General features: G+C 70.7%; 26 protein-coding genes. 8 read left to right on the plus strand and 18 right to left on the minus strand.

Annotated elements, in window-relative coordinates:
• Positions 1-65: 65 nt before the first annotated feature.
• From ACFVFQ_RS07260 to ACFVFQ_RS07285, 6 genes are all read right to left on the minus strand, one after another.
• On the minus strand, positions 66-1154 hold the full coding sequence (locus ACFVFQ_RS07260; RefSeq protein WP_383410181.1) for an NAD-dependent epimerase/dehydratase family protein: 1089 nt from the start codon (positions 1152-1154) through the stop codon (positions 66-68).
• A 115-nt stretch (positions 1155-1269) separates the two neighbouring features.
• Positions 1270-1680, minus strand: coding sequence for a hypothetical protein (locus ACFVFQ_RS07265; RefSeq protein WP_383410184.1), 411 nt, complete (start codon positions 1678-1680; stop codon positions 1270-1272).
• Positions 1677-2813, minus strand: a complete 1137-nt coding sequence (locus ACFVFQ_RS07270) for a molybdopterin-dependent oxidoreductase (protein ID WP_383410187.1) — start codon at positions 2811-2813, stop codon at positions 1677-1679. The genes ACFVFQ_RS07265 and ACFVFQ_RS07270 overlap by 4 nt, the downstream gene beginning before the upstream one ends.
• 131 nt (positions 2814-2944) lie before the next feature.
• Positions 2945-3646, minus strand: coding sequence for a hypothetical protein (locus tag ACFVFQ_RS07275; protein ID WP_383410190.1), 702 nt, complete (start codon positions 3644-3646; stop codon positions 2945-2947).
• 188 nt (positions 3647-3834) lie between these two features.
• Positions 3835-5139, minus strand: coding sequence for a glycosyltransferase 87 family protein (locus ACFVFQ_RS07280; RefSeq protein WP_383410193.1), 1305 nt, complete (start codon positions 5137-5139; stop codon positions 3835-3837).
• The gene (locus ACFVFQ_RS07285) at positions 5136-6263 is read right to left on the minus strand and encodes a glycosyltransferase family 4 protein (RefSeq protein WP_383410196.1); all 1128 of its coding nucleotides are present in this window, start codon (positions 6261-6263) and stop codon (positions 5136-5138) included. The genes ACFVFQ_RS07280 and ACFVFQ_RS07285 overlap by 4 nt, the downstream gene beginning before the upstream one ends.
• A gap of 74 nt (positions 6264-6337) precedes the next feature.
• Here ACFVFQ_RS07285 and ACFVFQ_RS07290 point away from each other — a divergent pair, with 74 nt between their 5' ends.
• Both ACFVFQ_RS07290 and ACFVFQ_RS07295 read left to right on the plus strand, forming a co-directional pair.
• Complete coding sequence (locus tag ACFVFQ_RS07290; RefSeq protein WP_383410199.1) at positions 6338-7189, plus strand: PIG-L deacetylase family protein; 852 nt, start codon at positions 6338-6340, stop codon at positions 7187-7189.
• Entirely contained in the window at positions 7186-8256 is a 1071-nt protein-coding gene (locus tag ACFVFQ_RS07295; protein WP_383410205.1) for a YbhN family protein, read from the plus strand. The genes ACFVFQ_RS07290 and ACFVFQ_RS07295 overlap by 4 nt, the downstream gene beginning before the upstream one ends.
• On the opposite strand, the gene mptB is transcribed toward ACFVFQ_RS07295, so the two are convergent.
• Positions 8159-9595, minus strand: coding sequence for a polyprenol phosphomannose-dependent alpha 1,6 mannosyltransferase MptB (gene mptB, locus ACFVFQ_RS07300; protein ID WP_383410790.1), 1437 nt, complete (start codon positions 9593-9595; stop codon positions 8159-8161). The two genes, ACFVFQ_RS07295 and mptB, sit on opposite strands and share 98 nt — an antisense overlap.
• Positions 9596-9807: 212 nt before the next feature.
• Between mptB and ACFVFQ_RS07305 the strand changes: the two genes are divergently transcribed.
• Complete coding sequence (locus ACFVFQ_RS07305; protein WP_383410209.1) at positions 9808-10467, plus strand: class I SAM-dependent methyltransferase; 660 nt, start codon at positions 9808-9810, stop codon at positions 10465-10467.
• A 13-nt stretch (positions 10468-10480) separates the two neighbouring features.
• Here ACFVFQ_RS07305 and ACFVFQ_RS07310 read toward each other — a convergent pair whose 3' ends face one another.
• Both ACFVFQ_RS07310 and xylA read right to left on the minus strand, forming a co-directional pair.
• Complete coding sequence (locus ACFVFQ_RS07310) at positions 10481-11470, minus strand: glycoside hydrolase family 16 protein (protein WP_383410212.1); 990 nt, start codon at positions 11468-11470, stop codon at positions 10481-10483.
• Positions 11471-11520: 50 nt separating this feature from the next.
• Entirely contained in the window at positions 11521-12690 is a 1170-nt protein-coding gene (gene xylA, locus ACFVFQ_RS07315; RefSeq protein WP_383410215.1) for a xylose isomerase, read from the minus strand.
• A 156-nt stretch (positions 12691-12846) separates the two neighbouring features.
• Between xylA and ACFVFQ_RS07320 the strand changes: the two genes are divergently transcribed.
• On the plus strand, positions 12847-12972 hold the full coding sequence (locus ACFVFQ_RS07320; RefSeq protein WP_383410218.1) for a hypothetical protein: 126 nt from the start codon (positions 12847-12849) through the stop codon (positions 12970-12972).
• Positions 12973-13091: 119 nt separating this feature from the next.
• Entirely contained in the window at positions 13092-14294 is a 1203-nt protein-coding gene (locus tag ACFVFQ_RS07325) for an epoxide hydrolase family protein (protein WP_383410221.1), read from the plus strand.
• A gap of 125 nt (positions 14295-14419) precedes the next feature.
• Here ACFVFQ_RS07325 and ACFVFQ_RS07330 read toward each other — a convergent pair whose 3' ends face one another.
• Positions 14420-15229, minus strand: a complete 810-nt coding sequence (locus tag ACFVFQ_RS07330; protein ID WP_383410224.1) for an alpha/beta fold hydrolase — start codon at positions 15227-15229, stop codon at positions 14420-14422.
• Positions 15230-15397: 168 nt separating this feature from the next.
• The gene (locus ACFVFQ_RS07335; RefSeq protein WP_383410227.1) at positions 15398-15919 is read right to left on the minus strand and encodes a hypothetical protein; all 522 of its coding nucleotides are present in this window, start codon (positions 15917-15919) and stop codon (positions 15398-15400) included.
• Positions 15920-16255: 336 nt separating this feature from the next.
• On the opposite strand from ACFVFQ_RS07335, the gene ACFVFQ_RS07340 reads away from it, so the two are divergent.
• Together ACFVFQ_RS07340 and ACFVFQ_RS07345 are read left to right on the plus strand one after the other, a co-directional pair.
• A complete protein-coding gene (locus ACFVFQ_RS07340; RefSeq protein ID WP_383410230.1) occupies positions 16256-16825 on the plus strand; it encodes a TetR/AcrR family transcriptional regulator in 570 nt (189 codons plus the stop codon).
• A gap of 103 nt (positions 16826-16928) precedes the next feature.
• Positions 16929-17834: an alpha/beta fold hydrolase gene (locus tag ACFVFQ_RS07345; RefSeq protein ID WP_383410234.1), complete on the plus strand. Its 906-nt coding sequence runs from the start codon at positions 16929-16931 to the stop codon at positions 17832-17834.
• 100 nt (positions 17835-17934) lie between these two features.
• Here ACFVFQ_RS07345 and ACFVFQ_RS07350 read toward each other — a convergent pair whose 3' ends face one another.
• The 6 genes from ACFVFQ_RS07350 to ACFVFQ_RS07375 form a co-directional block, all read right to left on the minus strand.
• Entirely contained in the window at positions 17935-19386 is a 1452-nt protein-coding gene (locus ACFVFQ_RS07350; protein ID WP_383410239.1) for an amidase, read from the minus strand.
• A gap of 182 nt (positions 19387-19568) precedes the next feature.
• Positions 19569-20216, minus strand: a complete 648-nt coding sequence (locus ACFVFQ_RS07355; RefSeq protein WP_383410243.1) for a TetR family transcriptional regulator — start codon at positions 20214-20216, stop codon at positions 19569-19571.
• A complete protein-coding gene (locus ACFVFQ_RS07360) occupies positions 20213-20374 on the minus strand; it encodes a hypothetical protein (protein ID WP_383410246.1) in 162 nt (53 codons plus the stop codon). The genes ACFVFQ_RS07355 and ACFVFQ_RS07360 overlap by 4 nt, the downstream gene beginning before the upstream one ends.
• A 119-nt stretch (positions 20375-20493) precedes the next feature.
• Positions 20494-21228, minus strand: coding sequence for an ABC transporter permease (locus ACFVFQ_RS07365; RefSeq protein ID WP_383410251.1), 735 nt, complete (start codon positions 21226-21228; stop codon positions 20494-20496).
• Entirely contained in the window at positions 21225-21980 is a 756-nt protein-coding gene (locus tag ACFVFQ_RS07370) for an ABC transporter ATP-binding protein (RefSeq protein WP_383410793.1), read from the minus strand. Before ACFVFQ_RS07370 ends, ACFVFQ_RS07365 begins: the two co-directional genes overlap by 4 nt.
• 98 nt (positions 21981-22078) lie before the next feature.
• Complete coding sequence (locus tag ACFVFQ_RS07375; RefSeq protein WP_383410257.1) at positions 22079-23242, minus strand: alpha/beta hydrolase; 1164 nt, start codon at positions 23240-23242, stop codon at positions 22079-22081.
• Between the two features lie 471 nt (positions 23243-23713).
• Between ACFVFQ_RS07375 and ACFVFQ_RS07380 the strand changes: the two genes are divergently transcribed.
• Entirely contained in the window at positions 23714-25063 is a 1350-nt protein-coding gene (locus ACFVFQ_RS07380) for an FAD-dependent oxidoreductase (protein WP_383410261.1), read from the plus strand.
• 181 nt (positions 25064-25244) lie between these two features.
• On the opposite strand, the gene ACFVFQ_RS07385 is transcribed toward ACFVFQ_RS07380, so the two are convergent.
• Positions 25245-26009, minus strand: a complete 765-nt coding sequence (locus ACFVFQ_RS07385; RefSeq protein ID WP_383410266.1) for an alpha/beta hydrolase — start codon at positions 26007-26009, stop codon at positions 25245-25247.
• Between the last annotated feature and the right edge of the window lie 136 nt (positions 26010-26145).

A 26145-nucleotide genomic window follows, 5' to 3' on the forward strand; every position in this document is an offset into this window, starting at 1 on the left:
ACCCGGAACCCGACCCGTCCCGGAACGAGGCCCGGCCCAACTCATCGAGCGGGGCCGGGCTTTCGCTACCGCGCGTGCGCCACCGCATCCGACCGGACTCCCCCGGCCCGCAACGGCGCCGCCGCGAACTCGGTCATCCCCTCCTCGAACCCGACCCGGGCCCGCCACCCCAACTCGTCGCGCAGCCTGCGGGACGAGGCGGTGATGTGGCGGACGTCGCCGAGCCGGAACTCCCCGGTGACCACCGGCTCCGGGCCGCCGTACGACGCGGCCAGGGCCGCCGCCATCTCCCCCACCGTGTGCGGCTCCCCGCTGCCGACGTTGTAGGCCCGCACACCGCCCGCCACCGGTCCGGCCTCCAGGCCGTCCAGCGCGGCGCGGTTGGCGTCGGCCACGTCCCGCACGTGCACGAAGTCCCGCCGCTGGCCACCGTCCTCGAACACCCGCGGCGCCTCGCCCCGCGCGAGCGCGGACCGGAACAGGGATGCCACGCCCGCGTACGGGGTGTCGCGCGGCATTCCCGGCCCGTACACGTTGTGGTACCGCAGCGCCACGGCCCTGCCGCCCGTCGCCCGCGCCCAGGCCGCCGCCAGGTGCTCCTGGGCCAGCTTCGTGACCGCGTACACGTTGCGCGGATCGGCCGGCGCTTCCTCGTCCACCAACCCCGGCGTCAGCGGCTCACCGCACCGCGGACAGGGTGGCTCGAAGCGCCCCGCCTCCAGGCACGCCACCTCGCGCGGCCCCGGCCGTACGACACCGTGCCGGGAACACGCGTAGCGCCCCTCGCCGTACACCACCATCGAGCCGGCCAGCACCAGGCGCCGGACCCGCGCCTCGGCCATCCCCGCCAACAGCACTGCCGTACCAAGGTCGTTGCACCCCACGTAATCCGGGGCATCGGCGAAGTCCTTGCCGAGCCCCACCATCGCGGCCTGGTGGCAGACCGCGTCCACGCCGCGCAGGGCCTCGCCGACGGCGTCCGCATCCCGCACGTCCGCGTGCCGCCAGTCAACCCCCTCCGGGATCGGCGGGGCCGACTGGTGCGCGGCGGGCAGCAGGGCGTCCAGGACGCGCACCGCGTGCCCGGCGCCGGTGAGAGCGGTGACGATCTGCGAGCCGATGAAGCCCGCACCTCCGGTGACCAGGATCAACATGCCACCGACCGTAGGGCTACCGGCCCGCCCGTGGGCCGCTGGACGCGCAGCCGTCAGGGGTTCGTAAGCCTTTCTGACGCCTTGGCGCCCACCCGTGCGAGTCGGCCAGGGACCCTCACGACGATGACCGCCGCCGCCTGCGCACAATCCACCGCGGGACCGCCACGAGCACCGCCGTCACCGCAACCACGCCCCCGACCGCCATCAGCCAGTTACGCGGATAGTCCAACGGCAGCACCGAGGGATTGGCCGGCGGCCCGGGACGTAGCAACACCGGCAACGCCACCACCGTCAACGCACCCGCGACGATCAACGCCCCACGCACCGGACCCCGCAACCCACCCCGCCCCAACACCAGCCCGGCGAGCAACACCAACGGCGCGATGACCGCGTCATGCAGCACGACCGCCCCGGCCAACCAGACCGCCACACCCGCCAGTTCACGCACGTCGTCGAGCAGCAGCCACGCTCCCACGCCCAACAACGCCGCACCCAGCACCCCCACGACGAGCCGCGCCGCCCTCACGACAGCACCTCCAACCGAGCCACCCACTTGGTCTGCAACACTCCGGGGCGGTTGGGCGCGATGAGCCGCGCCGGGTAGCCATGGTCGGGGTCGAGTTCCGCGCCGTTCAGGCGGAGCGCGAGCAGCGTCAGCGGGTCGCGGGCGTGCTGACGGCCCATCTCCGACACCCGGTAGCCGCCGCGTAGTTGGAGCGAGACCACCCGCACCCGGGCGTCCGACGGCGCGCCCGCGCGCTCCAGCAGGTCCCGGACGCGCACCCCGGTCCAGTGGGCCGTCTTGCTCCACCCCTCCACACAGGCAATCGGCAACGCGACCTCGTGCTGGGGCAGGGCACGTAGCTCGTCCAGGGTCAGGGAGTACGGCCGCGGGCCAGTCACCACCAGGCGGTACGCGTCGTCAACGACCCGGCCGACGCCGGCCGCGGCGGCGGTCCGATTGACGGGCAGGCCCTGGGGTCCGCGGTCCGGATCGCGCGGCGCGAACAGGATCAGGCCCTTCAGCGGCGTGACGGACTGGCCGACCGTGGTGAGCGTGACGGTCCCGACGGCCGCAGCCACGCCGGCGAGCAGCGAACGCCGGTCGGGCCCGTCCTCCGCCGGCAGCGCGAGCGTTCCCGTCGACCGCCGGCTCCAATGCGCCCTGATCTCGGGCGCCTTGACGGCAAGATGCAGGACGAGCGCCCCGACCACCAGCCAGGCGACCGCGAAGTGCACCGGTACGAACGAGAACGGCCACGGGTACCACTGGGCGGTGTTCAGCAGCCCGGTCGCCAGCTCGAAGACCGCCCCGGCCACGAGCACCGCCACCGACAGCCGCTCCAGCCCGTGCCGGACCGACCGCACCGGCGGCCAGGCGAACAGCCTTGGATACACCGCCCACAGCTTGGCCAACAGCAACGGAAGCGCCGCGATCCCGGAGGCGACGTGCAGCCCCTGACTGAACCGGTATCCCCACGACGGACGGCTCGGCAGGCTGTTGGCCAACCACCCCGGTGGATGCTGCATGACATGACTGACCAGACCGGTGCCGAAGCACACCAGCAGGGTCAACCCCAGCCACCGCCCGATCACGGTCGCAGTGCGGGGATCGTGCAGCCTGCCCCTGAACTCCGGCGGAGAGAGCCTCAGTTTCATGCCCCCATTCCACCCGCCGCCAGACCGCACCGGAACAGAGGAATCCTTACGGAGCGGGGACATCTGCCTCCGACCCGGCACGGACCGGCCGAGGACCGGGACGTCGGTCCGTCAGACCTGCCGGATGCGTCCTACCCGAAGATCGGGGTTCTGGACAGCGCGCGGTGGGCCTCCTGCCACGCCGGTCCGAACTCACTGACTGGGCCCTGGTAACGAATACCCGCGTCCCAGTTCAGCATCAGACACTCGTCGCCCTTGAACAGCAGGGTTCGCCGACTACCGCCCTCGTCGGAGATCTCGACGGCCTCGTCGTAGTTTCCGAAGAAGCTGGGCGGCAGGTTCTTCCACTGACCGCTGAAGTCGGTGATCCTGCCGTGGTAGCGAATCCCCGCGTCCCAGTTCAGGACCAGACAGCGGTTGCCTTGGAACAACATCGTGCGCCAGCTACCGCCCTCGTCCGGCAACCGCACCGCCGCATCGATGTCCTGAGCAAACGCGGTGCCCGCCAACCCCCGCCACTGCACCCCGAGTTCGATGATCTTTCCGTGGAACCGAACGCCCCCGTCCCAGTTCAGCACCAGGCACTGGTCCCCCTGGAACAACAACGTGCGCCAGCTGCCGCCCTCGTCCGCCAACTGCACGGCCGCGTCGACGTCCCGGGCGAAGGAGGTCTTGCGCAGCGACCGCCATTGCTTCCGGTACTCGGTGATCTCGCCGAGGTAGCGGATCCCCGCGTCCCAGTTCAGCTCCAGGCACCTGGTCCGGCGGAAGAGGAGCGTGCGCCAGCTCCCACCTTCATCAGGGAGCCGTACGGCGGCATCGACGAACGTCATGGCGCCCCCACTCATCGGGCGGCCGCGCCGCCTCCGCGCCCAGGCATGAGGCGAACACGATGGGCAGTTGCTCCCATCGTCACCCCGATGTCCCGGCCTGACCACACGGCACCGGTCAGCCCGGGATGCACGCGGCTGACCAGCAGTTTTTCCGCCGTGGTGTCGCCATCGGGCCCGTCGTTGGATCGTCACCTTCCGCGACCAGGCGGCTTCAAGGCGGCTTCAGGCTGACGAGGAACGGTCGGTGAGCCGGGGCGGAGCATTGCGGTGAGGGTGAGCACGGCGCAGAGCGGGTAGCTCCAGCCGGGCAGCCAGAGGTACCAGGGGCGGGCGATGGCCCACACGTCGGTCTGCGGCCGCTCCAGCCAGAAGACGACATGGCCGAGAGTGACCGTGCACCAGGCGGTGAGGGCCGCGGTGTGCCAGCCGGTGCGACGCGCGTCGTAGGCCAGCCACACCACGGCGGGTACGGCCCATACCCAGTGGTGTACCCAGGAGATGGGGCTGATCAGGAGGCCCAGGAGTTGGGCCGCGGCGAGGCAGCCCAGGGCGTCGCCGCGGCGGGCGGTGCGCACGGCCGCGCGGAGGGCGAGCAGGCCAGCGGGCAGGGCGAGTGACCACCAGGGGGTGGACCAGCCGACGTCGTGGCCGAGGGTGCGCGAAAGGGCGCCGCGCAGCGACTGGTTGACCACCGAGCCGACCGGTCCGACCCGCGAGGTGTCGCCGAGGACGTGAAACCAGAACTCCCTTGAGGGGCCGGGCGCCACGGCCCAGCCGACTGCCACGGTGGCGGCGAAGGCGGCAATCGACCACAGCGCCGCTCGCCGGCGGCCGTGCAGCAGCACGTACAGGACGGTGACGGCGGGGGTGAGTTTGATACCGACAGCTGTGCCGAGACCGAGCCCCGCGAGCACCGGTGACCGCCTCTGTACCGTCCACAGCACCAGTGCCGCGAGCAGCAGGTTGATCTGCCCCAAGACCAGGGTGTAGGTGACGGGTTCGAGGCACAGCAGCCCGGCACTCCACAGCAGCACACCCTGCCGGTGCCGTCCCTCCGGCACGTCGGGTTGGGCCATCCGCAGACAGCAGTGGGTCAACACCACGAGGGCGAGGATCGAGACCGCACACCATGCGGCGGCGAGCAGTGGCCAGACTGCTTGGGACAACGGGAGGAGGAGCGCTGCCGCGAAGGGCGGGTAGGTGAAGGGCAGCGGGAAGGCGTCGAGGCCGGGCAGGTGCAGCCGGAAGGCGTACAGGTCGCCGGTGAGCAGGTGCGAGGGGGCTTCCCGGTACACCCGCAGATCCACCATGTTCCCGGGCCAGCACGCGGGTACCCACGCCGCCAGCAGCATCGCCACGACGCAGCCGAGCAGCACCCACTTCGCCTGCCGGGCCGCCACATCGCGCACCGTCCCGAGGAGGGGACCACCAGCCCGCTCCGCCGCTTCCTTGCCGTCGGGAACGGGGTCTTCGGGATGCTCCGTGGTGGTCATCCGATGCTCCCGGTGCGTGCGGTCGTCTCGTAGGCGTAGGCGAAGGCTTCGGTGACGGCCGGCCATGTGCACTGGGTGGGCAGGGTCTGGCGGTTGTGTTCCGCCAGAGCGTGCCGGGCTCCGGGGGTACGGGCCAGCCACACCAGTTCGTCGACGAGCGAGAAGGCGGAGTGGCGGCAGAGCGCGCCCTCGCGGTTGTGCCGTACGAAGTCGGCGACGCCGGTGTCCTGGCGGGCGAGGACGGGCACCGCGCAGGTGCGGGCTTCCAGGGCGGCGATCCCGAAGGCTTCGCGCCGGGAGGGGTTCACGAACAGGTCCGTCGCGGCGAGCAGTTGGCGTACCCCGACGGAGTCCATGCGGCCGGTGAGCCGGACCCATGGCTCCATGCCGTGACGGAGGATGTAGCTGCGCATGGACTGGGCGCTGGGGCCGGTGCCGACGAAGGTCGCGCGCAGCCGAATGTCGTGCCGGGCCAACCGTGCGTGGGCGGCCCGCAGCGCCGCCAGCAGTTCCATCGGTTCCTTGCGCGGTACCAGCCGGCCGACGGCGGCGACCCGCACCTCGTCCTCCTCGGCCGCAACGGGGGTCTGGTGGCGCCACCAGGAGACGTCGATGCCGTTGGGGATGACCAGGGGGGACGTGCGGGGCAGTGCCTGCCGTACCCGCCAGGCGGTCGGCCGGCTGACCGCCGTGATGGTCGTCGGTGCGACCGGGGCCGGCCCCGTGCGGCGCAGGGCTCCGTACACGGCGCGCACCGCGGCGTCCCAGATGCTGTGCACGGTGACCACCGTGGGAATGCGCTTGCGACGTGCGCAGCCCAGTGCCGCCCAGGCGAAGGGGGAGATCGCGCCGACGTGGACATGCACCACCGGGGGGTCCAACCGGTCCAGCAGCCGGTCCAACTCCCGTCCCGCACGCGGGTGTATCGGCATCTGGCGTGGAAGCCGGGCGCTGACGCGGTGCACCGGGTACGGCCAGTCGGGACCCGTGCCGGACGCCGCGGGAGTGGCCGTGACGACGTGAACGTCCTGCCCCGCGCAGTGCTGTGCCGCGGCGAGCGCGGCTACTTGGGACTCGATGCCGCCGGTGCGGGGCGGAAAGCAGTCCGAGATATGCACGATCACGTGGGACACTCCATCACTTGATGGTGCATTAGCTGACGCCTTAGGGTAGAACGCCCAACGTGCACCATACCTGTTTGTTCTTCCACGCCCACCCGGACGATGAGGCGCTGCTCACGGCGGGCACCATGGCGCGGCTGGCCCGGCAAGGGCATCGCGTGGTCCTCGTGCTGGCCACCTCCGGCGAAGGCGGCCTCGCCGCCCCGGAGTTGAGGGGGCAGGGGCTGGGGGAAGTGCGGCACCGGGAGGCCCATGCCGCGGCGCGGATCCTGGGCTGCGCCCGGGTCGTCTTCCTCGGCTACGCCGACTCCGGCCACGCCCCTGTGCCGCACCGCGACGGGGCGGCGGGGCAGCCCGCCGAGTGCCCGGTACCGTTCGCCGGAGCGGATGTTGAGGAGGCGGCCGGCCGCCTGGCGGAGGTGCTCACCGAGGAGCGGGCCGAACTGCTGACCGTCTACGACCCGGCCGGCGGCTACGGGCACCCCGACCACCTCCAGGTGCACCGGGTCGGCTACCGGGCCGCCGCCCTCGCCGGAACGCCCGTCGTGCTGGAGGCCACCGTCGATCGCGACGTGCTGCTGCGGGGGTTGCGGGCGGCCTCGTGGCTGTACCGTTTCCCGCCCCACTTCGACCGGGACGCCTTCCGGCAGGCGTACGCGCCCGGTGCGGACATCACCCACCGGGTCTCGGTAAGAGGTCTCTGGAGGACGAAGCGGGCCAGCATGGCCGCCCACGCGAGCCAGGCCACCGGCGGGGATTCCGTACGGACCCTGGCCGCGCTGCGCCGCCTGCCCGGCCTGGTCTTCCGCTACGCGCTGGGCACCGAGTGGTACATCCAACGCGGCCTGCCGCCGGGCACCGTGCTCGACGACCCGCTGGCAACCGTTCCGCGCCAGGTGGCGGCAGCGCCCAGGGCCCGGGGCAAGTGAACCACCGCATCGCCCAACTGCCGCGCGCCGCATGGGCCGTACTGGGCACCGGGCCGCTGCTGGCCGGAGTGGTGTTGCTGGTCCTGGCCGTACCGAAGGCAGCCGGTGCGCAGTGGGCGGAGATCGGCGTCAGCCTGAAGGGCATCGGTATGGGCAAGTGCCTGTTGCTGTGCGGGCTTTGGGCGGGGTCGCTGTGGAGTTACACCGCTGTGCTGAGCGCCGCGCTCCCCGGGCTCTCCCGCCCTCGGGCGCTGATGCTGAACTGCACCAGCAGCGCGTGCAGCAACCTCCTCCCCCTCGGCGGCGGCGCCGGGGTGGCCGTCACCTATGCGATGGCCCAGCGATGGGGGCACCGCCCACCGGCCATCGCCGCGTGCGTCGGCGTGACGGGAGTGTGCAACGTCGGCGCCCGCCTGCTGATTTCCGCGCTGGGGGCGCTGCTCCTGGTGCGCACCGCGATCCCCGGCATCGGCTGGGCGGCGGGAGCGGGCGCCACCGTGCTCACGGCGTCACTGCTGGCCGCGGTCGGCTGGCGGGTCGCCGGACGCGCTGGCCTCCGGCCGGCCCGCCGCCTGGCGTCGCTGCCCCTAACCCGCCGCCTTGGAGGGCGCGTTGGCCTCCGGGTACGCCGGTGGCTGAGGCGCTGGTGTGCGGAGTGCCGCGGAGTGGTGCACCGCTCCTGGCGGAGGCTGCTGTGGGGCATGGCCGCGACCCTGGCCGCGCAGGGCCTGCTGTTCCTGGCCTGCCTGTACGCGACGGGGGCGGGAACGGCGGCGGGGCCCGCCCTCGCGGTGTTCGCCGCCAGCCGGATGCTCACCCAGATCGCGGTGACGCCCAACGGGATCGGGGTGACCGAGAGCGCGGTCACCGTCGCGCTGGTGGCCCTCGGCGGCGCCCCGGGGCCGGTCGCGGCGGGCACCTTGCTCTTCGCCGTCTTCACCCAGGCGTTGGAGATCCCCCTGGGACTGGTCACCGGGGCGCTCTGGCTGCTGCGGTGGGGACGCACATCCGCCCTGCGCGCCAGGCCCGCGCCGCACACACCGCCGCCACCAGCAGCACACCCGTGACCGCCGCCAACAGATAGGCCCGCTCCGGGTTCTGCCCCGAGGGGAGCGTGACCAGCACCATCACCACCGTCGCCGCCTTCACCCAGGTGCGGGCCAACAGGGGCCATGCCACCGCGGCCAGCGGGACCACGCCCCACAGCAGGTACCACGGCTGCACCACCGGCGCGCTCACCACCAGGCCGAGCAGCGCCATGCCCACCGCGTACTCGACCCCGACCCGAGGCGCGCGACGCACCCAGAACACCACCACACCCGCCCCCGCCAGCAGGCCCACGCCCCGTACCACCGTCAGGGCCGCGGTCTGCGTACCCCATCCCAGCCCGGCAAGCGCGGCCCCGGACACCCAGCCCACGGCGGTAGTTGGCGACAGCAGGGTCACGACCCTGGCCGGGGTACTCACCGTGTGCAGCCACCCCCAGCCCTGTCCGCACGCCGCCACCCCCGCCAGCAACGTCCCTCCGGCGACCGCGGCGATCGCCAACGCCCTGCGCACACGCGGCCGTCCGCCGGGTCGCGCCGCCACGGCCGCGGCCCCCGCGCACAACAGCGCCACCCCGACCGGGGCCTTCACCAGGGCGGCCAGGGTCAACACCGCCGTCCCCGCCCGCCAATAACCCCGGCGGAAGAGCACCAGGCCGGCCAGCAACAGCCCCAGCATCAGTGCCTCGTTGTGCACCCCGCCCACCACATGCACCAGCAGCAGGGGGTTGAGCGGCGCCGCCCACCACGCCCCGGCCTGGCCCGCACCCGTCGCACCGGCCAGCCAACGCACCGCCCACGCCAACAAGCCGAGTGCCGCCAGCCCCAGCAGTCGCAGCCCCCACACCGCGACCACCACATGGTGCTCCCCGGTGACGGCCACCACCGCCTCGCAGACCGCCACCCACAGCGGTCCGTACGGCGCGGGCGTCCCCCGCCACATCCCCGGGACATCGCCGGGCAGCACACCCCCCAACGCCGCGGGCCCCACCTCGTACGCGTCCCACCCCCGATGCGCGACAGCCCCCTGAGCGACATAGCTGTAGGCATCGCTGCTGAACAGCAACGGACCCGGCACCATCGGTGCGGCCCAGCACCCCAGCACCACCCACTGCTGCCGCCGACTCACCGCCCCACCGTCGCGCAACAGCGCGCCCAACTGCCACCAGGCCACCACCAACAGCGAGAGCCCCGCGTACGCCGCCACCGCCCCCAACAACACCAGCGAAGGGGCCGGCACTCCCCACACCCCGTCCCGCTCCCCCAGCGTCAGCGCTCCCGCGCTCCAACCCCCCGCCCCCAGAAGTGCCGACCCCAGCGCACCCAGCGCCGCATACCTACGGATCTCGCCACCCACCATGACCACCGGGCCAACTTAGCCAGCCACACCGTCACTTCACCGCACCGAAACCACGGCCGCAGCCCCTGAACGCTCCTCACCCCGCGCAAACGCTCGCGGGAAAGCGTGGGCAATCACCCAAAAGAACCATCCCGCGAAACCGAGAAGAAGACCCACCAGATAGCCAATTCGACCCTCAACGGCATCCCGACCGAACGACCGAAAGAGCTGCCATGGAACGCCTCCGCACCGCCGGCGACAAGGTGCACCGCGGATTGTTCAACCTCACTTCCCTGCTCTCCTCCGAGTACCACGGAAAATTCCTCCGCGCTTGCTTCGAACACAAGCACCGCCGCCCGGACCCCTGGAAGCACGAGGTCGCGCCGTACGAGACCGCCAAGTACACAACGACCCTGGCGCGTATCCCGCCGCGACCGTACCGGCGCATCGCGGACATCGGTTGCAGCGAAGGGACGTTCACCCGCCGCGTGGCCGATGCCTACCCGACCGCCGAAGTGGTGGGCGTGGACATCTCCCAACGCGCTCTGGAACGGGCCAGCCGACGTGCCAGCGCCCAAGGGCTCGACAACGTCACTTTCACGGCGTTGAACATCTTCGAAGACAGCCCCGACGGCCTGTTCGACCTCGTCTTCTGCTCGGAATTGCTCTATTACCTAGGCGGCCAGGAACGGCTACGGACGGCGTGCTCACGCATCGCCGCCCTACTCGCCCCGCAGGGCCTCCTCGTAGCGGTACATCCCTGGCCGGAATCCCGCCGACTTCACCGCCCATTCGACAGCGCCCAACGACTCACCCAACACTCCGAGCACATCGAGACCGCCACCCATCGCCCCTACGCCGTCACCGTCTACGAACACGGCGACTTGCCCTGACATGAAACGCGGTTCAGTGCCCTACCGACCGGGCTGGGCCGGCCGCCCCGGTACCCGAGGCGGCCGGCTTCTGCACGGAAACCGCAACGTGGTCGACGAGCATCGAAGCGCCGGGTTTGGTGGCGTCGGTGGGGGTGGGTGAGCCCGCCACGCCGTCCGGGAAGCCGCCGCCCATGGCGAGGTTGAGCAGCAGGAAGTGGCCGTGGTGGGCGGCCTTGGCCCAGGTGTCGGCGTCCATCTCGGAGGCGTTGACGGTGTGGAACTGCTGGCCGTCGACGTACCAGTGCAGCGATTCGGCGGCCGGGTTGGTGCGGTCGAGCTCCAGCGCGTAGGTGTGGAAGCCGGCCTGACAGGGGCTGCCCGGGCAGTCCCGGGAACTTCCCTTCCCCTGGGTCTCGTTGCACGGTCCCCCGGGGGTGACGCCACAGTGCAGGGTGCCCCAGACCTTGTTGAGACCGTTGACGTTCTCCATGATGTCGAACTCGCCGATGCCCGGCCAGTTTTGGTAGTTACCGCGGAAGTCGGCGCCGAGCGTCCAGAACGCCGGCCAGTAGCCGAGCGCGGCGCCGCCGGAGACGTCGGGCACCCGGATGCTCGCCTCGATCCGGAGCTTGCCCCCGGCCGGGGCCGCGAAGTCGGTGCGCCGGGTCTCGATCCGGCCCGAGGTCCAGGCGGCACCGTCCCGTTGCGCGGTGATCTTGAGGTGTCCCACCCCGTCGAGCTGGAGGTTCTCCGGACGGTTGGTGTACGTCTCCCGTTCCCCGGTACCCCAGTTGGGCGCGCCTCCCGGGTAGCCGGTACCGGTGTCGGTGATCCAGTCGGCGGCGGACGGGGGCGATCCCGCGGCACCGTCGAAGCCCGTGCTCCAGACTTCCTCGAAGGCGGGGGCACGGCTCGCGGAAGCGGCCACGGCCCCCGCTGAGGTCGTGGGGAGCGCGAGCGCGTACGTGGTGAGGATCGCGGCACTCGCGGCGCAGAGCAACGCCCTTCGCTTTGGGCCCATGTCCAGTTCCTCCTCGGCGGGGTGGGGGGTGGTGAGGAGCGCCCGTCACGTCATCGAGCGCCCAGCAGATGCTCCATCGCCAGCTGGTCCAACTGCTCGAAGGCCATGCCGCGTTCGCCGGCGGCGGTGGCGTCGAACTCCTCGTAGGCGGTGTGGTCGGCGAGCAGGGCGGCGAGGCCGTCTTCCGCCGTGGGGCGCGCGAGGCCATCCAGGCGGGCGGCGCGCAGCGCCTCCCGGACGCGCGGGTCGGCGCGGAAGGCGGCGGCGCGCTCCTTGAGGATCAGGTAGGTGCGCATGCAGCCCGCGGCGGAGGCCCACACTCCGTCGAAGTCCTCGGTGCGCGGTGGCTTGAAGTCGAAGTGGCGGGGGCCCTGGTAGCCGGCAGTCTCCAGGAGGTCGACGAGCCAGAAGGCGGCGCGCAGGTCGCCCGCGCCGAACCGGAGGTCCTGGTCGTACTTGATGCCGGACTGGCCGTTGAGGTCGATGTGGAAGAGCTTGTCCGCCCACAGCGCCTGGGCCACGCCGTGTGGGAAGTTGAGGCCGGCCATCTGCTCGTGGCCGACCTCCGGATTGACGCCGTACAGCTCCGGGCGGTCCAGCCGCTCGATGAAGGCCAGGGCGTGTCCGACGGTGGGGAGCAGGATGTCGCCGCGTGGCTCGTTGGGCTTGGGCTCGATCGCGAAGCGGAGGTCGTAGCCCTGCTCCAGGACGTACTGGCCGAGTAGGTCGAACGCCTCCTTGAGTCGGTCGAGGGCGGCGCGTACGTCCTTGGCTGCGCCGGATTCCGCGCCCTCGCGGCCGCCCCAGGCGACGTAGGTGTCGGCGCCCAGTTCGGCCGCGAGGTCGATGTTGCGGATCGTCTTGCGCAGTGCGTAGCGACGCACGGCGCGGTCGTTGGCGGTGAACGCACCGTCCTTGAAGACCGGGTGGGTGAAGAGGTTGGTGGTGGCCATCGGGACCGTCAGGCCGGTGGCCTCCAGCGCCTGTCGGAACCGCTTGAGGTGCGCGTCGCGCTCCGTCTCGCTCGCGCCGAAGGGGATCAGGTCGTCGTCGTGGAACGTGACTCCGTACGCCCCGAGTTCGGCGAGCCGGTGGACGGACTCGACCGGGTCGAGGGCGGCGCGGGTGGCGTCCCCGAACGGGTCCCGGCCCCGCCAACCGACCGTCCACAGGCCGAAGCTGAACTTGTCGTCGGGGGTGGGGGTGAAGCGGTCCGTCATGTCCGGCCCCTTGTCGTCTTCAGCGGGCTTTCATCGGGTCTTCGTCGGGCCTTCATTGGGTCCGAAGGGTGCCGGACCGATCGTTTCCGACTTGCCGCGTGCGCTTGCCGCGTGCGCTCGACCCATAGCGCTCGACTCATCCTGCCTGCACGGGCGTTGACGCAGAAGACCTCGCGCGCCCCGGACTGGGGCGCAGCCCCGCGTAGCTACGAGGCGTCGTCCGCGCCGCGCGGCCAGATCGCGATGGCGACCAGCACCGCCGCAGCGCGGCCAGTGGACTGAGCGCAAGGCACTGTCCGACCACCACCCGCCATCCGCAACGCGGCGGCGCCACGACCGGCACAAAATGTCGATCTCGGAAGCGCCAGGTCCGCCTCGGACAGACCCTAAGCTCCACCCCCATGACGACATCACCCGACGACAGCATCCGGCCGTTCCGCATCTCGATCCCGGACAGCGACCTGGACGACCTGCACGACCGGCTCGACCGCGCCCGCTGGCCGGACGAACTGCCCGACGCCGGCTGGGACTACGGCGTCCCGCGTGACTACCTGCGGGAACTCGCGCACTACTGGCGACACGAGTACGACTGGCGGGCGGCGGAGGCCCGACTCAACCAGTGGCCACAGTTCACCACCACGATCGACGGCACCAACATCCACTTCGCCCACATCCGCTCCCCCGAACCGGATGCCACCCCGCTGGTCATCACGCACGGCTGGCCCGGTTCCGTCGTCGAGTTCGAGCGGATCGCCGGCCCACTCACCGACCCCCGGGCGCACGGCGCCGACCCCGCGGACGCCTTCCACCTGGTCCTGCCGAGCATCCCCGGCTTCGGCTTCTCCGGCCCCACCCACGAAAGGGGCTGGGAGTACCAACGTGTCGCGGCCGCCTTCGCCGAGTTGATGCGGCGCCTGGGCTACCACCGTTACGGAACCCAGGGCGGCGACTGGGGATCGGCCATCTCCCGCGAGCTGGGCCGCATCCGCCCCGACCACGTCATCGGCGTCCACCTGAACCTGATCCCCGGCGCCGGAGCGACGGCCGAACCGACGGAGGACGAACTCGCCGCCCTCAGCCCCGCGGAACAGGCGCGCACCTGGTCCTCCTGGGAGCGCATGCAGGCGTGGACCCGCGACCGACAGGGCTACGCGGACATCCAGTCCACCCGCCCGCAGACCCTCGCCTACGCACTCACCGACTCACCGATCGGCCAACTCGCCTGGATCACCGAGAAGTTCAAGGAGTGGACGGACTCCGCGGACCGGCCCGAGGACGCCGTCGACCGCGACCACCTCCTCACCAACGTGATGCTGTACTGGCTGACCGGGACCGCCGGCTCCTCCGGACGCATCTACTACGAACGCGCTCACGCCGCCTACCGGGGAAACCCGCCGGAGCCCTCGACGACCCCCACCGCGTTCGCCTCCTTCCCGCAAGAGAACTTCATTGCCCTGCGCCACATCGCCGAACGGACCAACAACATCGTCCGCTGGACGGAGTTCGACCGGGGCGGCCACTTCGCCGCAATGGAAGAACCGGACCTGCTCGTCGACGACATCCGGGCCTTCTTCCGCAGCCTGCGCGAGGCGCCCATCTCCTGAGGGGACGAGCACCACACGCCTGGTGAACGTCAGCGCGGCCGAGCGGGATCTCGCCGACGGGCGCGGGGGATGTCCTTCACCGGCGCCCCCGCTCCAACTAACCTGTTCCGCACGGACGTTGGCCGCTACCCCCACAGCTCCCGCAGAGCCGCGTTGACGGCCAGGGGCTGCTGCGTGTGCGGGTAGAAGCCCGGGACGCGCAGCAGCCTGGCGCCGACCGTATCTGCGACGGCCTCGGCGCAGGCGATCTGCGGTTCCCCGACGTAGGTGCGGTACAACTCGGGGGCGTCCTCCCAGGTGCCGCAGATCACCAACGTCGGCCAGGGCGCCGCCCGCAGGGGCTCCAGGGGCACCCGCGCCTCCCAGACAGGCCGCTCACGCATCGAGGCGGCGACCGCCCGCAGCCGCTGCGGGGTCGCCTCCGGTACAGGCAGCCCGATCCCCTCGGTCGAGGCGCGCAGGAACTCCTCCGGCGTCATGGACTCCGGCACGCCGGGCGCCACTTCCGCCACCCGACGCAGCAGCGCCGCGACGGAGGGGTGCTCGGCGGCCGCGTGGTAGACGGACGGCTGAATCAGCGTCAGGGACCGGACGAGGTCGGGCCGTCGGGCGGCAGCGAGCATCACGGCTACCCCGCCGTAACCGTGCCCGACCAGATGCGCGCCGCCGCTGTGGTTGCCGGAGGCGTCACACACTTCGCCGAGCAGGCCAGCAACATCCTCGGCGTCCGTCTCGAAGTCGCTCCGCTCGGTGTCGGGGCTGCCGCCGTAGCCGCGGCGGTCCATCAGGAGCAGGCGGTAGCGGTCGGCCAGCGGCCGCTGTGCCGCGAACCCGTAGTTCTCATCGGTACCCCAGGTAAAGATGTTGTGCACGAAGACCGCGGGTACACCTTCACCCCCGGTCTCGTCCCACGTCGTCACGTGTATCGCCGTCAACGGGGCCACCCCCTCTCCCTAAACTCCCAGACTTTTGCTGGCCGTTGAGGAACATCATGCACCGGAAGTGGGCGTCGAACCGGCAAACCTTTGCGGCGGACCCTGAGCCCGATGTCCGCGGGGCGGCGGGTGGCCCCCAACAGGGCTGGTTGGGGGCCCACTCGGGGATCAGCCGATGCCGACCTTGGCAAGGGCCGTGGTCCAGTCGGTGGCGATGGCGCTGCGTGCGGCGTCGAGTTTGACGGTGCCGTTGCACACCGCCACCTTCAGCTTGTTCTCCACGGAGTCCTTGCTGGCGGCCGGCTGGTCACCGTAGCGGGGTTCGGGCCACAGGTTCTTGGGGTCGCGGGGCGCCCCGCCGAGTTCGAGGGGGACCAGGTGGTCCTCCTCGTAGTCGGCGGTGTTGGTGTCGGAGTAGCCGTACTCGCCGATCTGCTTGACCTTCAGCGGGGTGGTGTAGGAGGCCGGCGGGCGCACGGTCTTGGTCCAACCTGGCACGCATATCGTTGAGTTGATGGTCGACTGGGTTACGTCGGGGTTGTAGGCGCCCGGCTGGCAGTTCGCATCGGGCAGCGGCAGGTGTGACTGGGAACAGGTCGCGGCGTGCGCGTTGCCGACGGTGAGGACGAGACCTGCGGCGGTGAGCGCGATGGCCGTGGTCGCGGAGGCGAGTCGTCGTGTCGATCGCATGGGGGCTCCGTGGTCGGGCCCGGCGGGATTCCGGGCACTTGGCGACATGGCACCAGACCCGTTGTCTATGCGGGTAGAGGCTTCAGATGAACAAAGCATGTCCATGTCGAATTCTGACCCTCAAGTGGTCTACTTTTGGCCAGCAGATGGCACGCAGAGGGCTTCCGCACCGGAGCTCGACTCAACTCACCGTCATTTTCAGGACTTGACGGGAGACCAGCACACCGCCTCCCTCCACCCTGCCAATTGCGCCGGATCGATCCCCGTGCACGCCTCACTCCCCCACGCCACCACGGTTTTCTTGAACGATCGGTACAGATCCCGTAGGCTGCCTTCATGGGCAGGACCAAGGCATTCGATCCCGACGCGACGCTGCGCGCCGCACTGGACCTCTTCTGGCGCAAGGGCTACGAAGCCACCTCCATGCAGGACCTGGTCGACCACCTCGGCATCAACCGGGGCAGCATCTACGCCACTTACGGCAGCAAGCACGAGCTGTATCTGCGCGCGCTGGACCGGTATTGCGAGGACGCCGGCAGCTCGGGCACGCACCAACTGTCACAGCCGGGTCCGGTGCTGCCCGCGCTGCGCGCGTTCTTGCACTCGTGCGCTCTGGAGGACCCGGAGCGCAAGGGGTGCCTGGTGACGAACACCGCCGTGGAGCTCCTCCCCGGCGACGCCCAGGCGGAGCGACTGGTGGAATCGGGCCTCGCGGGGCTGGAGACCCTGCTCACCTCGGTGTTGGTCAGGGCCCGGAGCCAGGGCGAACTGAGCGCGGACAAGGATCCGCGCGCCCTGGCCCGCTTCCTGGTCACCTTCATCCAGGGCCTGCGCGTGATCAGCAAGACCCAGGACCAGCGGCGCCTGCGGGACGCGTTGGACCAGGCGCTGACCCTGCTGAGCTGATCGCTGGACCGAGCCGACCGAACCGCTCCCCCACCAAGCCCCTCGCATCCTGCCCTGCTCTTTTACTGGAATGCTCGTTCAAGAAAAGTGAGGATCGCTCCCCATGCCCACGACCACCACACCGACGGACGCAGAACTTGCCCGCTCCCTGGAAGGGGACTTCACCAGCGCACACGCGGACGTCAACGGCGTCCGCCTGCACCACGTTTCGGGCGGCCGGGGCGAACCGCTCGTCCTCCTCGCCGGCTGGCCGCACACCTGGTGGGAGTACCGCAAGGTCATGCCCGCGCTCGCGGCCCACTACCGCGTGATCGTGGTCGACCTGCGCGGCATGGGCGGCTCCGACAAGCCCGATTCCGGCTACGACAAGAAGACGATGGCCCGCGACATCTACGAACTGCTGCGCCACCTCGGCCTGGAGAGCGTCAACCTCGTCGGGCACGACATCGGCGCGATGGTCGCGTACGCGCTGGCCGCCAACCACCCTGAGGTCGTCCGCAAGTTGATGCTCCTCGATGTGGCCCACCCGGACGAGAACTTCAACGAGATGCGACTGCTGCCGCAGTCCACCGCCCCGGCCGACGCCGCCGGCTACTACCTCTGGTGGTTCGCGTTCAACCAGGTCACCGAGCTCCCCGAGAAGCTGCTGGTCGGCCGCTTCCGACACCTGGTCGACTACTTCGCCGACCTGCTGGCCGAGGTCCCCGAAGCCATCGACGAGCAGGCGCGCCAGGTCTACACCCACGCGTACGACTCCGCGGACGGCATCCGCGCGGGCAACGGCTGGTACCAGGCGTTCGGGCAGGACGTCGCCGATCTGAAGACGTACCAGCCGGTGACGATGCCGCTGCTGGCCCTGGGCGGCGCGGCGAACTACTCCTACCTCAAGGAGCTGCTGCCCAGGCACGGTACAAACGTCAGCGTGGAGCTGGTGGCGGACAGCGGCCACTACCTCCCCGAGGAGCAGCCGGAAACCGTGGTCCGCCACATCACCGGGTTCTTCGGCTGAGTCCCCAGCCCGAGCGGCCGGACATCGGGCGCCGGCAAACGGCCGAGGCCCGGATTCCTGGGGAATCCGGGCCTCGGCCTCCAAACAGCAGCAGTAGGCCCTACTGCGGTGCCTGGAAACCGCCGATCTTCTGCTCAAGCAGTTCGGCCAGCCTCAGCGGGGTGCGGTCCTCGAACATCGGGCCGATGAGCTGTGCGCCCACCGGCAGCCCCTCGGGGGACCTGCCCGTTGGTATGGCGGTGGCGGGTAGGCCGGGCATGGTGGCCACACCGGCCCAGGCGAGCTGGTCGAAGTACGGGTACTCGACGCCGTCGATGTCGAGCCGGCGTTCCAGCGGATCGGGGTGGTGGTCGTGCGGGAACGCCGGAGTGGGCGTGATGGGACACACCACGGCATCGAACTCGGCGAAGAGCCGCCGCCAGCCGTGGCGGTGGAGCTCGCGACGGCTGTTCGCCTCCAGCCATTCGCGGTGGCTGAAGCCCACGCCGCGCAGCAGCGCCGCACCGAGGCTCTGGCCGTCGGCGCTCAGCCCGGCGGCGCGGGTCCGCAGCTGCTCGTACGCCTCGACGGGAACGCTCGCAGCGGTGCTTGAGGACAGCAACTGTACGTAGAGCAGGGCGGCTTCGGTCAGATCGGGCAGCAGCGGACTGTGCCGCTCGACGCGGGCACCGCCGTCGACGAGCGCATCGGCCACCCGGTTCAGGCCCGCCCGCACGGCGGCCCCGGTCGGAATGAGCGGATGCTGGTCGAGGACCAGGACGCGGAAGTCGCTGAGCCGTTCGTGGCGCGCGGGTGGCAGCCGCACGTCGTGCGCCACACCGAACGTCAACGGGTCCGGTCCGGCCATGACGTCGAGCAGGAGCACGAGGTCGCGGGCCGTGCGCGCCATCGGACCGACGACGGCGAGGTCGGAATCGGTGGGCAGGGCCGGGGCGGGCGGCGGCACCATTCCGCGGATCGCCGCCAACCCGAGCGTTGGCTTGTGCGCGTAGACCCCACAGAAATGTGCGGGGGTGCGCAACGAACCGGCGAGGTCGGAGCCGATGGACAGCGCGCCGAATCCGGACGCCAGGGCCGCCGCCGAGCCGCCGGAGGATCCGCCCGACGTGCGGCTGTGGTCCCAGGGGTTGTTGGTGGTGCCGTAGATCTCGTTGAAGCTCTGTATATCTTTCAGCCTCACGGGCACATTGGTCTTTCCGAGCACCACCGCGCCCGCGGCCTTGAGTCGTGACACCTGCACGGCGTCCTCGGCCGGCAGGTAGTTCCGGTGTTGCGGCATGCCCCAAGTCGTGGGCAGTCCGGCGATGTTGTAGGACTCTTTGACCGTTACCGGAATGCCGAGCAGGGGCCGGTCCGCACCGCGGGCGCGCGCCTGGTCGGCGTCGCGCGCGGCGGCCCGTGCACGGTCGAAGTCCGGCACACAGATCGCGTTGATTTCCTTGTCGTCCCGCTCGATACGGGCGATCGCCTCGTCGGTCAGTTCCGCCGAGGTCACTTCACCGGCGCGCAGAGCGGCCGCGAGTTGTTCGGCCGTCGGAAAGTTCCAGTCCATGAATCCGACCGTAACGGCCTCTGGGAGAGGTCATGAAATGCCGCTTTGTGCAATGGGGTTGGGTGTCTCGATGCTCATGACGTTTCTTTGCGGCCGCAGACAATTCGCGCGACCGCTGGCGACAGCGATGCCGAAATCTGCCTGCCGCGCTGCGCGGTGGGTCGCTATCGCGGTCGACGGCGTCAGGCGTTCTGCGTGCGCGGGGTGGGTGGGGTCCCGGTGAGGTGGTACTGCACGACGGGCGCGAGCTGCGCAATGAGCTCGTCGACATCGGCGGACGCGACCGGTTCCAGCTTGATGAGGTAGCGCAGCATCGCGGTCCCGACCAGCTGCGCCACCGCCAACTCGACCCGCAGTTCGGCGTCCGGGCCGGAGAGCGCCGGGGTCACCCGCTTCAGCACTCGGCGCGTGATCATGCGACGGAAGATCGCGGCGGCGGTCTCGTTGTTCACCGCGGACCGGACCATCGCCAGCAGCGGCTCGCGGGTGAGGGCGTGTTCCCAGATGCCGAAGACGAACCGGGTCAGCCGCTCGCCGATATCCGTCTGTGCATCGGCCAGGAAGAGCTGTGGGATATCCATGGCCGGCGCGATGTTGACCTCCATCGCGGCCTCGAACACCCCCTCCTTCGAAGCGAAGTAGTGGTGCACAAGCGAGGGATCGACCTTTGCGCGCTTGGCGATGCCGCGGACCGAAGCCCGGTCGTAGCCGCGCTCCCCGAATTCGCTGCGCGCCGCGAGCAGGATCCTTTCCCGGGCCCCCGGCCCGTCCTCGACAGCGTCCCGACGCGGGCGACCTCGGCCGCGGCGCGGCTCACCGCTCTCCGTCACCGCGCTCCCCGAGGCGAGAGCTGCACCACGGCCGCGCGGGTCGCCCCGGGGACGCCGCCGAAGGCAGGGGCAACGGGATCCGTGTGCACGGAGGCGGCGGGCAGGGCGATCTCCGCGTCCGGGACACGGACCTCGAAGGACAAAGGTGCTGGGTGCATGCGCCACAGCCTACGGCGGCCCTCCGCACCGGGGCATCCCAGCCGTCTGCGACCCGGGAGGGGCGCGTGGGAGGACCGCACCCACCACGGAGCCGACCGCGCTGCATCCGCCTGCCGCGTCAGGCGGTGCGGCGCCGCAAGGTGACCGCGCCCAGCGCCAGTACCAGGAGCGCCACCCCTGCCACGATGGCCGTGTCGCGGACGAAGTTCCCGGTGACGTCGGTGTGTGTGAGCACCTCGTTCATCGCGTCCACCGCATACGACATGGGCAGCACGTCGGAGACCGCCTCCAGGATCGGCTGCATCGTGTTGCGTGGCGCGAACAGGCCACACAGCAGCAACTGCGGCAGCACCACCATCGGCATGAACTGCACCGCCTGGAACTCCGACGCGGCGAAGGCCGAGACGAACAGGCCAAGTGCCGTGCCCAGCAGCGCATCCAGCATCGCCACCACCAGCAGCAGCCAGGGCGATCCGGCGACCGACATGTCCAGCAACCACACCGCGAGGCCGGTGGAGAGGGCGGCCTGCACGACGGCCAGGGCGCTGAAGGCGAGGGCGTAACCGCCGATGAACTCGCCCTTGCCGAGCGGCATCGACAGCAGCCGCTCCAGGGTGCCGCTCGTGCGCTCGCGCAGGGTGGCGATGGAGGTGACCAGGAACATCGTGATCAGCGGGAAGATCCCGAGCAGCGACGCCCCGGTGGAGTTGAACCGCTGGTCGCCGTCGAAGACCCAGTAGAGCAGCACCAGCATGATCGCCGGTACCAGCAGCAGCATCGCGATGCTGCGCGGGTCGTGGCGTAGCTGGCGCAGCGCCCGGCTGGCGGTTGCGAGGGTACGAGTGGCCTTCATCGGGCCGCCCCCTTGTCGTTCTCGGCATCCACGATCTTCAAGAAGGCGCCCTCGACGGTCTCGGTGCCCATGCGCGCGCGCAGGGCGTCCGGGGCGTCGTCCGCGATGATCCGCCCACCCCGCATCAGCAGCAGCCGGTGGCACCGCTCGGCCTCGTCCATCACGTGTGAGGAGACGAGGAGGGCGGCGCCGCGCTCGGAGGTGATGCGGTGGAAGAGGTGCCACAGGTCCCGACGGAGCACCGGGTCCAGGCCAACGGTGGGCTCGTCCAGCACGAGCAGTTCGGGAGTGCCCAACAGGGCCACCGCGAGGGAGACCCGGCCGAGCTGGCCTCCGGAGAGGGTGCCCGCCAGGACGTCAGCGCGAGCGGTCAGATCCACGTCCGCGAGGGCGCGTTCGGCCTCGGTGCGGATCCGGCGGCGCGGGATGCCGAGGACGGCGGCGAAGTGCTCCAGATTCTGACGCGCAGTCAAATCACGGTAGACCGAGGCCGCCTGCGTCACGTAACTGACGCGGGAGCGCAGCCGGGCACTGCCCGCCGGTTCGCCGAGCACCGTGAGCTCGCCGCTGACGTGGGCCTGCGTGCCCACCACCGAGCGCATGAGCGTCGACTTGCCGCAGCCGGACGGGCCGAGCAGGCCGGTGATCTGGCCGCGCGGCACCTCGAAGTCCAGGCCCTCCAGGACGGTGCGACCGCCTCGCACGACGCTCAGGTCGCGCGCCCGGATCGCCGGCTCGCGATTAAAATTCATCACGCGTTGAATATTACACACGGCGAGGCCCGCGCCAAGAGGGGAAGGGGCTCCGGCCGCGAGACCGGAGCCCGCCCAGGCATCCACGGAGGGTCACGTCACGGGTGGTGCAGATGTTTCATGATCAGCGACACATAGTCGTTCATGTCGGCTTGCAGACATGCGTCCTGGCTGTGCTTGCCGGTGCAGCCCGAAGCCCACGCGCCGCCGTTCCCGTAGTCGACCAAGTGGTACGGGATGCCCGCCGCGCGCAGTGCGGTGGCGGCCCTCAGGGTCGTCCGCTCGACTGCCTTCTCGGCCACGGCCAGGACCGGATCGACCGTCAGGTTCCCGCCGTTGCCGGTGTACATCGCCACGCCCATGCCACGCAGCGCTCCGACGTGCTGGGCGGGGCTCGCCTTGTCCCAGCCGGCGTCCAGGGGCCATACCGGAGGCCCGAAGATCGCGCCAGGCGTCTCAAGAGGCGCACCGTACGCCGGAAGCAGACCGCTGCCGACCACAGCGGCACGCATCACCGGATCATCGAGGTCGAGGTCCCCGGAGAAACTGCCCGCATAGCCGAACAGGTCCGGCCGGTCCTCGGCATAGTGGAAGGCGCCGAAACCGCCCATCGAGTGCCCGACGATCGCCCGCCCCGCCCTGGACGGGATGGTCTTCACGTTGGCGTCGATGAAGGGGATCACCTGGTCGAGGTGGAAGCTCTCCCAGTTCTGCCGGCCCCGCGAGCCGGGGTTCGCCCAGTTCGTATACCAGCCGCGGCCGCCGCCGTTCGGCGTGACGGTGATCAACGGGCGGCCCTGGGTGGCCCGTTCGGACAGGTCCAGGTACCGGCGGCCGTTCGGCCGCTCCGGAGCGCCGTGCAGCATGTAGAGCACCGGGTAGCGGGTGGCCGCGGCAGCGTTGTACCCGGCCGGCACCGTGACCATGAGGACGTGCTGGCCCGAGACCTGACCCTGCATCGCGTCGTAGACCGGGACTTCGGTGGACTTGACGGTGAGGACGAACGTCCGCTTGGCCACCCACTCCGGCTGGCTGACCACGGTGAGCCCGAACCCGTCCGTGAAGTGCGGCGGGGCGGTTGCGACATGCGCGACGGAGCCGGCGCGCGCAGCGGACGCGGCACGTGCGACGGGTGCCGCACCTGCGGCGGGTACGGCACGCGCAACGGGGACGGAGGGGACGAGCATGGCGGCGAACAAGGTGACCAGGGCGGCGAGTTCAACGGCCCGACCGCGTAACACCGCCGTGCGCTGGCTGTTCATGCCGATCCCCCTATGACGTTTTCGGCGAGGTGCGGTGGCACAAGCACCTCCGCGCCGTGCCGCCCGGTCGACAGCGCAGCGCCCGGACGGGCTCCCGTGCCCGCACGACGACTTCCCCACTCGACGGTAGTGCGGGCGACTTCACGGTGGAGGAGTGTTCACAATTCCTTGCACGGCCCTCCGCAACCGCGCGCTACCCGGGGGCCGGGGAGCGCTGTCCACGTGCCGGGGTCGAGAGTTCGGGCGAGGACACCGGCCCCGCGGTAGGCCCAGTTCATGAGCGGCAGGCGTCGACGAGCGGCAGGGCCTGCCGTCTCGCGGTGTAGGCGCCAGGCGCACTCCAGGAGCGAAGATCGGCACGCCACGGAGCGTGCTCGGCGGGTTACGGCTTTCGGATTATCTGGAAGCCGAGCGGGCAAGCCCTGGAACGGCGGGGGTTCGGGCCGCAGTGGGAGAGGAAGCAGTACGCCTATGGGTACCGACGTTCGGCACGCCGTGGTGATCGGGGCGGGCCTGGCGGGGCTTGCCGCCGCACGGGTTCTGGCCGACAGTTTCGAGGCCGTCACCGTCATCGAACGCGACGCGCTTCCGAGCGCGTCCGGGCCCAGGGTCGGAGTGCCGCAGGGGCACCATGTCCATGCCCTTCTGGCCCTGGGAGCCAAGGTCTTCGAGGGGTACTTCCCCGGCCTGCGGGCGGAGTTGGAACGCGCCGGTGCGCCGGTGTGGGACTGGGGCGAGGGCCTCTGCGCCGTGCTACCCAACGGCATCCCGGAGCCCACGTCGATGGGCATGCCGATCCAGACCTTCTCCCGACCGCTCCTGGAGCATGTTCTCCGCCAGCGGGTGACGGCGTTGGAGCCCGTCACCTTGCGGGACGGACTGATCGTCACCGGCCTGCGCACGGCCGGCCCCGGCAAGGTCACCGGAGTGCGCGTCAAGGACGGCGACAGCGAGGACGAGATCGCCGCGGATCTCGTCGTGGACGCCTCGGGACGCTCCTCCCACCTACCGCAATGGCTGGCCGCGCTCGGCCTGCCCGCTCCCCGCACGACAACCGTGGACGCCCAGATCGGCTACGCCTCACGTATCTACACCTACCCGGAAGGGCAGACCCCGCCCTCCTGGATGGGTTTGCTGCAACCCCTCCGGGCCCCCGAATTCCACAAAGGTTGCTACGCGATTCAGGTCGAGAACAACACGCTCCACGTCACCCTGCACGGAGCCGGCGGTACCCAACTACCGCACACCGAGGACGACTTCCTCGCCTACGCCCAGTCCCTGCCCGGCCCCATCGCCAGCACCATCGGCTCCCTGACCCCCCTCTCCGCCGTGCGCCGCTACGCCCGTACCGTCAACCGCAAGATCGCCTACCACCGCCTTCCTCGCTGGCCCGCAGGGCTGATCGCCATGGGGGACGCGGTGTGCACCTTCAACCCCGCCTACGGGCAGGGCATGACCGTCGCCGGTCTCGAAGCCCGCCTCCTGGAGCGGACGCTCCGTGGCCGGCGTGCCGGTACGCCCCTCGACGGGCAGGTCTTCCAGAAGCAGTTGGCACGCCTGACCGTCTCGCCCTGGCTGATGGCGACCATCCCCGACCGTGCCTGGGAAACGTCGCGGCTTGCCTGGCCCGTCAAGGCAGGTAACTGGTTCCTGAATCGCCTGATCGACACCGTCCCGCACGACCCGAAGATCTACACCGCCTTCTCCGGCCTCTTCCATATGACCTCCGGGCCCCTGACGCTGGCCGACCCGCGCCTGTTCTCCCGCGTCCTCGTCGGCCCGCGCGCAGGCAGCAGCGGCACTCGCACAACGGCGGTCTGAATTCGCGGTGTTGGCACGCGCGGCATGGTGTCGCATGGCGTGCACACTGCCCTCACAGACACCACCTGGGCGAGGCCGGCCATGCCGAGGCTTCGGCTTCCGCGGGCGTCACATGGCCGTGCTCGCGCCGGCCGCGGTGGCGGCGGCGCCCGATGTGCGGACCGGGCGCCGCCGCTCATCGTCAGGCCGCTGAGGTGGCCGCCTGGCCAAGATGCCGGGCGAAGAACCGGACCGCACTGTCGGCCTCGAACCTGGGCAGTTCCAGGTGCTTGCCCGCGTTGGCGTGCAGCGTCTTCTCCTTCGAGGCGAAGGCGTCGAACAGCGCGAGGCCGGCCTCACGCGGGATGAGCTCGTCGTCCCACTGCAGGTGGAACTCGATCGGGACGGTGATCTGCTTGGCCTTGTCGACCAGAACATCGGGGTAGGTCGAGACGAAGACCGCGGCCGTGATCCTGGGCTCGACGGCCACCAGCGGCACCCCGATCCCGGTGCCCAGACCGATGCCGACGTAGCCCACCGGCCCCTCGGCGCCAATCTCCGGAAGTGCCTGAAGGGCGTCCAGGGTTGCCTGGTACTCGGGCACGGCGAGCTCCGCCAGGCGGGCGTTGTAACGGACGACGATCGGGCCTACCGGCTCGCCCGCCGCCTGCGCCCTGCGCAGCTCGGCGATTTCCTGCTCGTCGTGTGCGGTGCGCGGCCGGTCGCCGTGACCGGGCGCGTCGATGACGGCGACGTGGAACCCGCAGCCGGTCACGAGACGGTGGGCCCGGCCAGGCATCGACGGGTGCCTCTTGTGGGCGCCGCCGCCGTGGCCCATCAGGACCAGGGGCGCACGATCGGCGCCGGAGGCCGGCGACCAGAGAACTCCGGGAACGTCGCCCACGGTGAAGTCGCGCTCGACGATGCCGTTCGACGACGACTCGGCGGTGAATTGCAGAGAGTACATAGGTGTTGCCTTTCGGGAGTGCCTTGTGGTCGAGGCGCTCCCGGCGACACCTACGTCAATCGCCGGCCGTGACGGGAAGGGGGAGCACCCACGTCGATACTGCGTTCATGGGTCTCACCTCCTCGGGCGGTGTCAC

It is taken from the genome of Streptomyces sp. NPDC057743 (assembly GCF_042798755.1).
Lineage (GTDB): Bacteria > Actinomycetota > Actinomycetes > Streptomycetales > Streptomycetaceae > Streptomyces.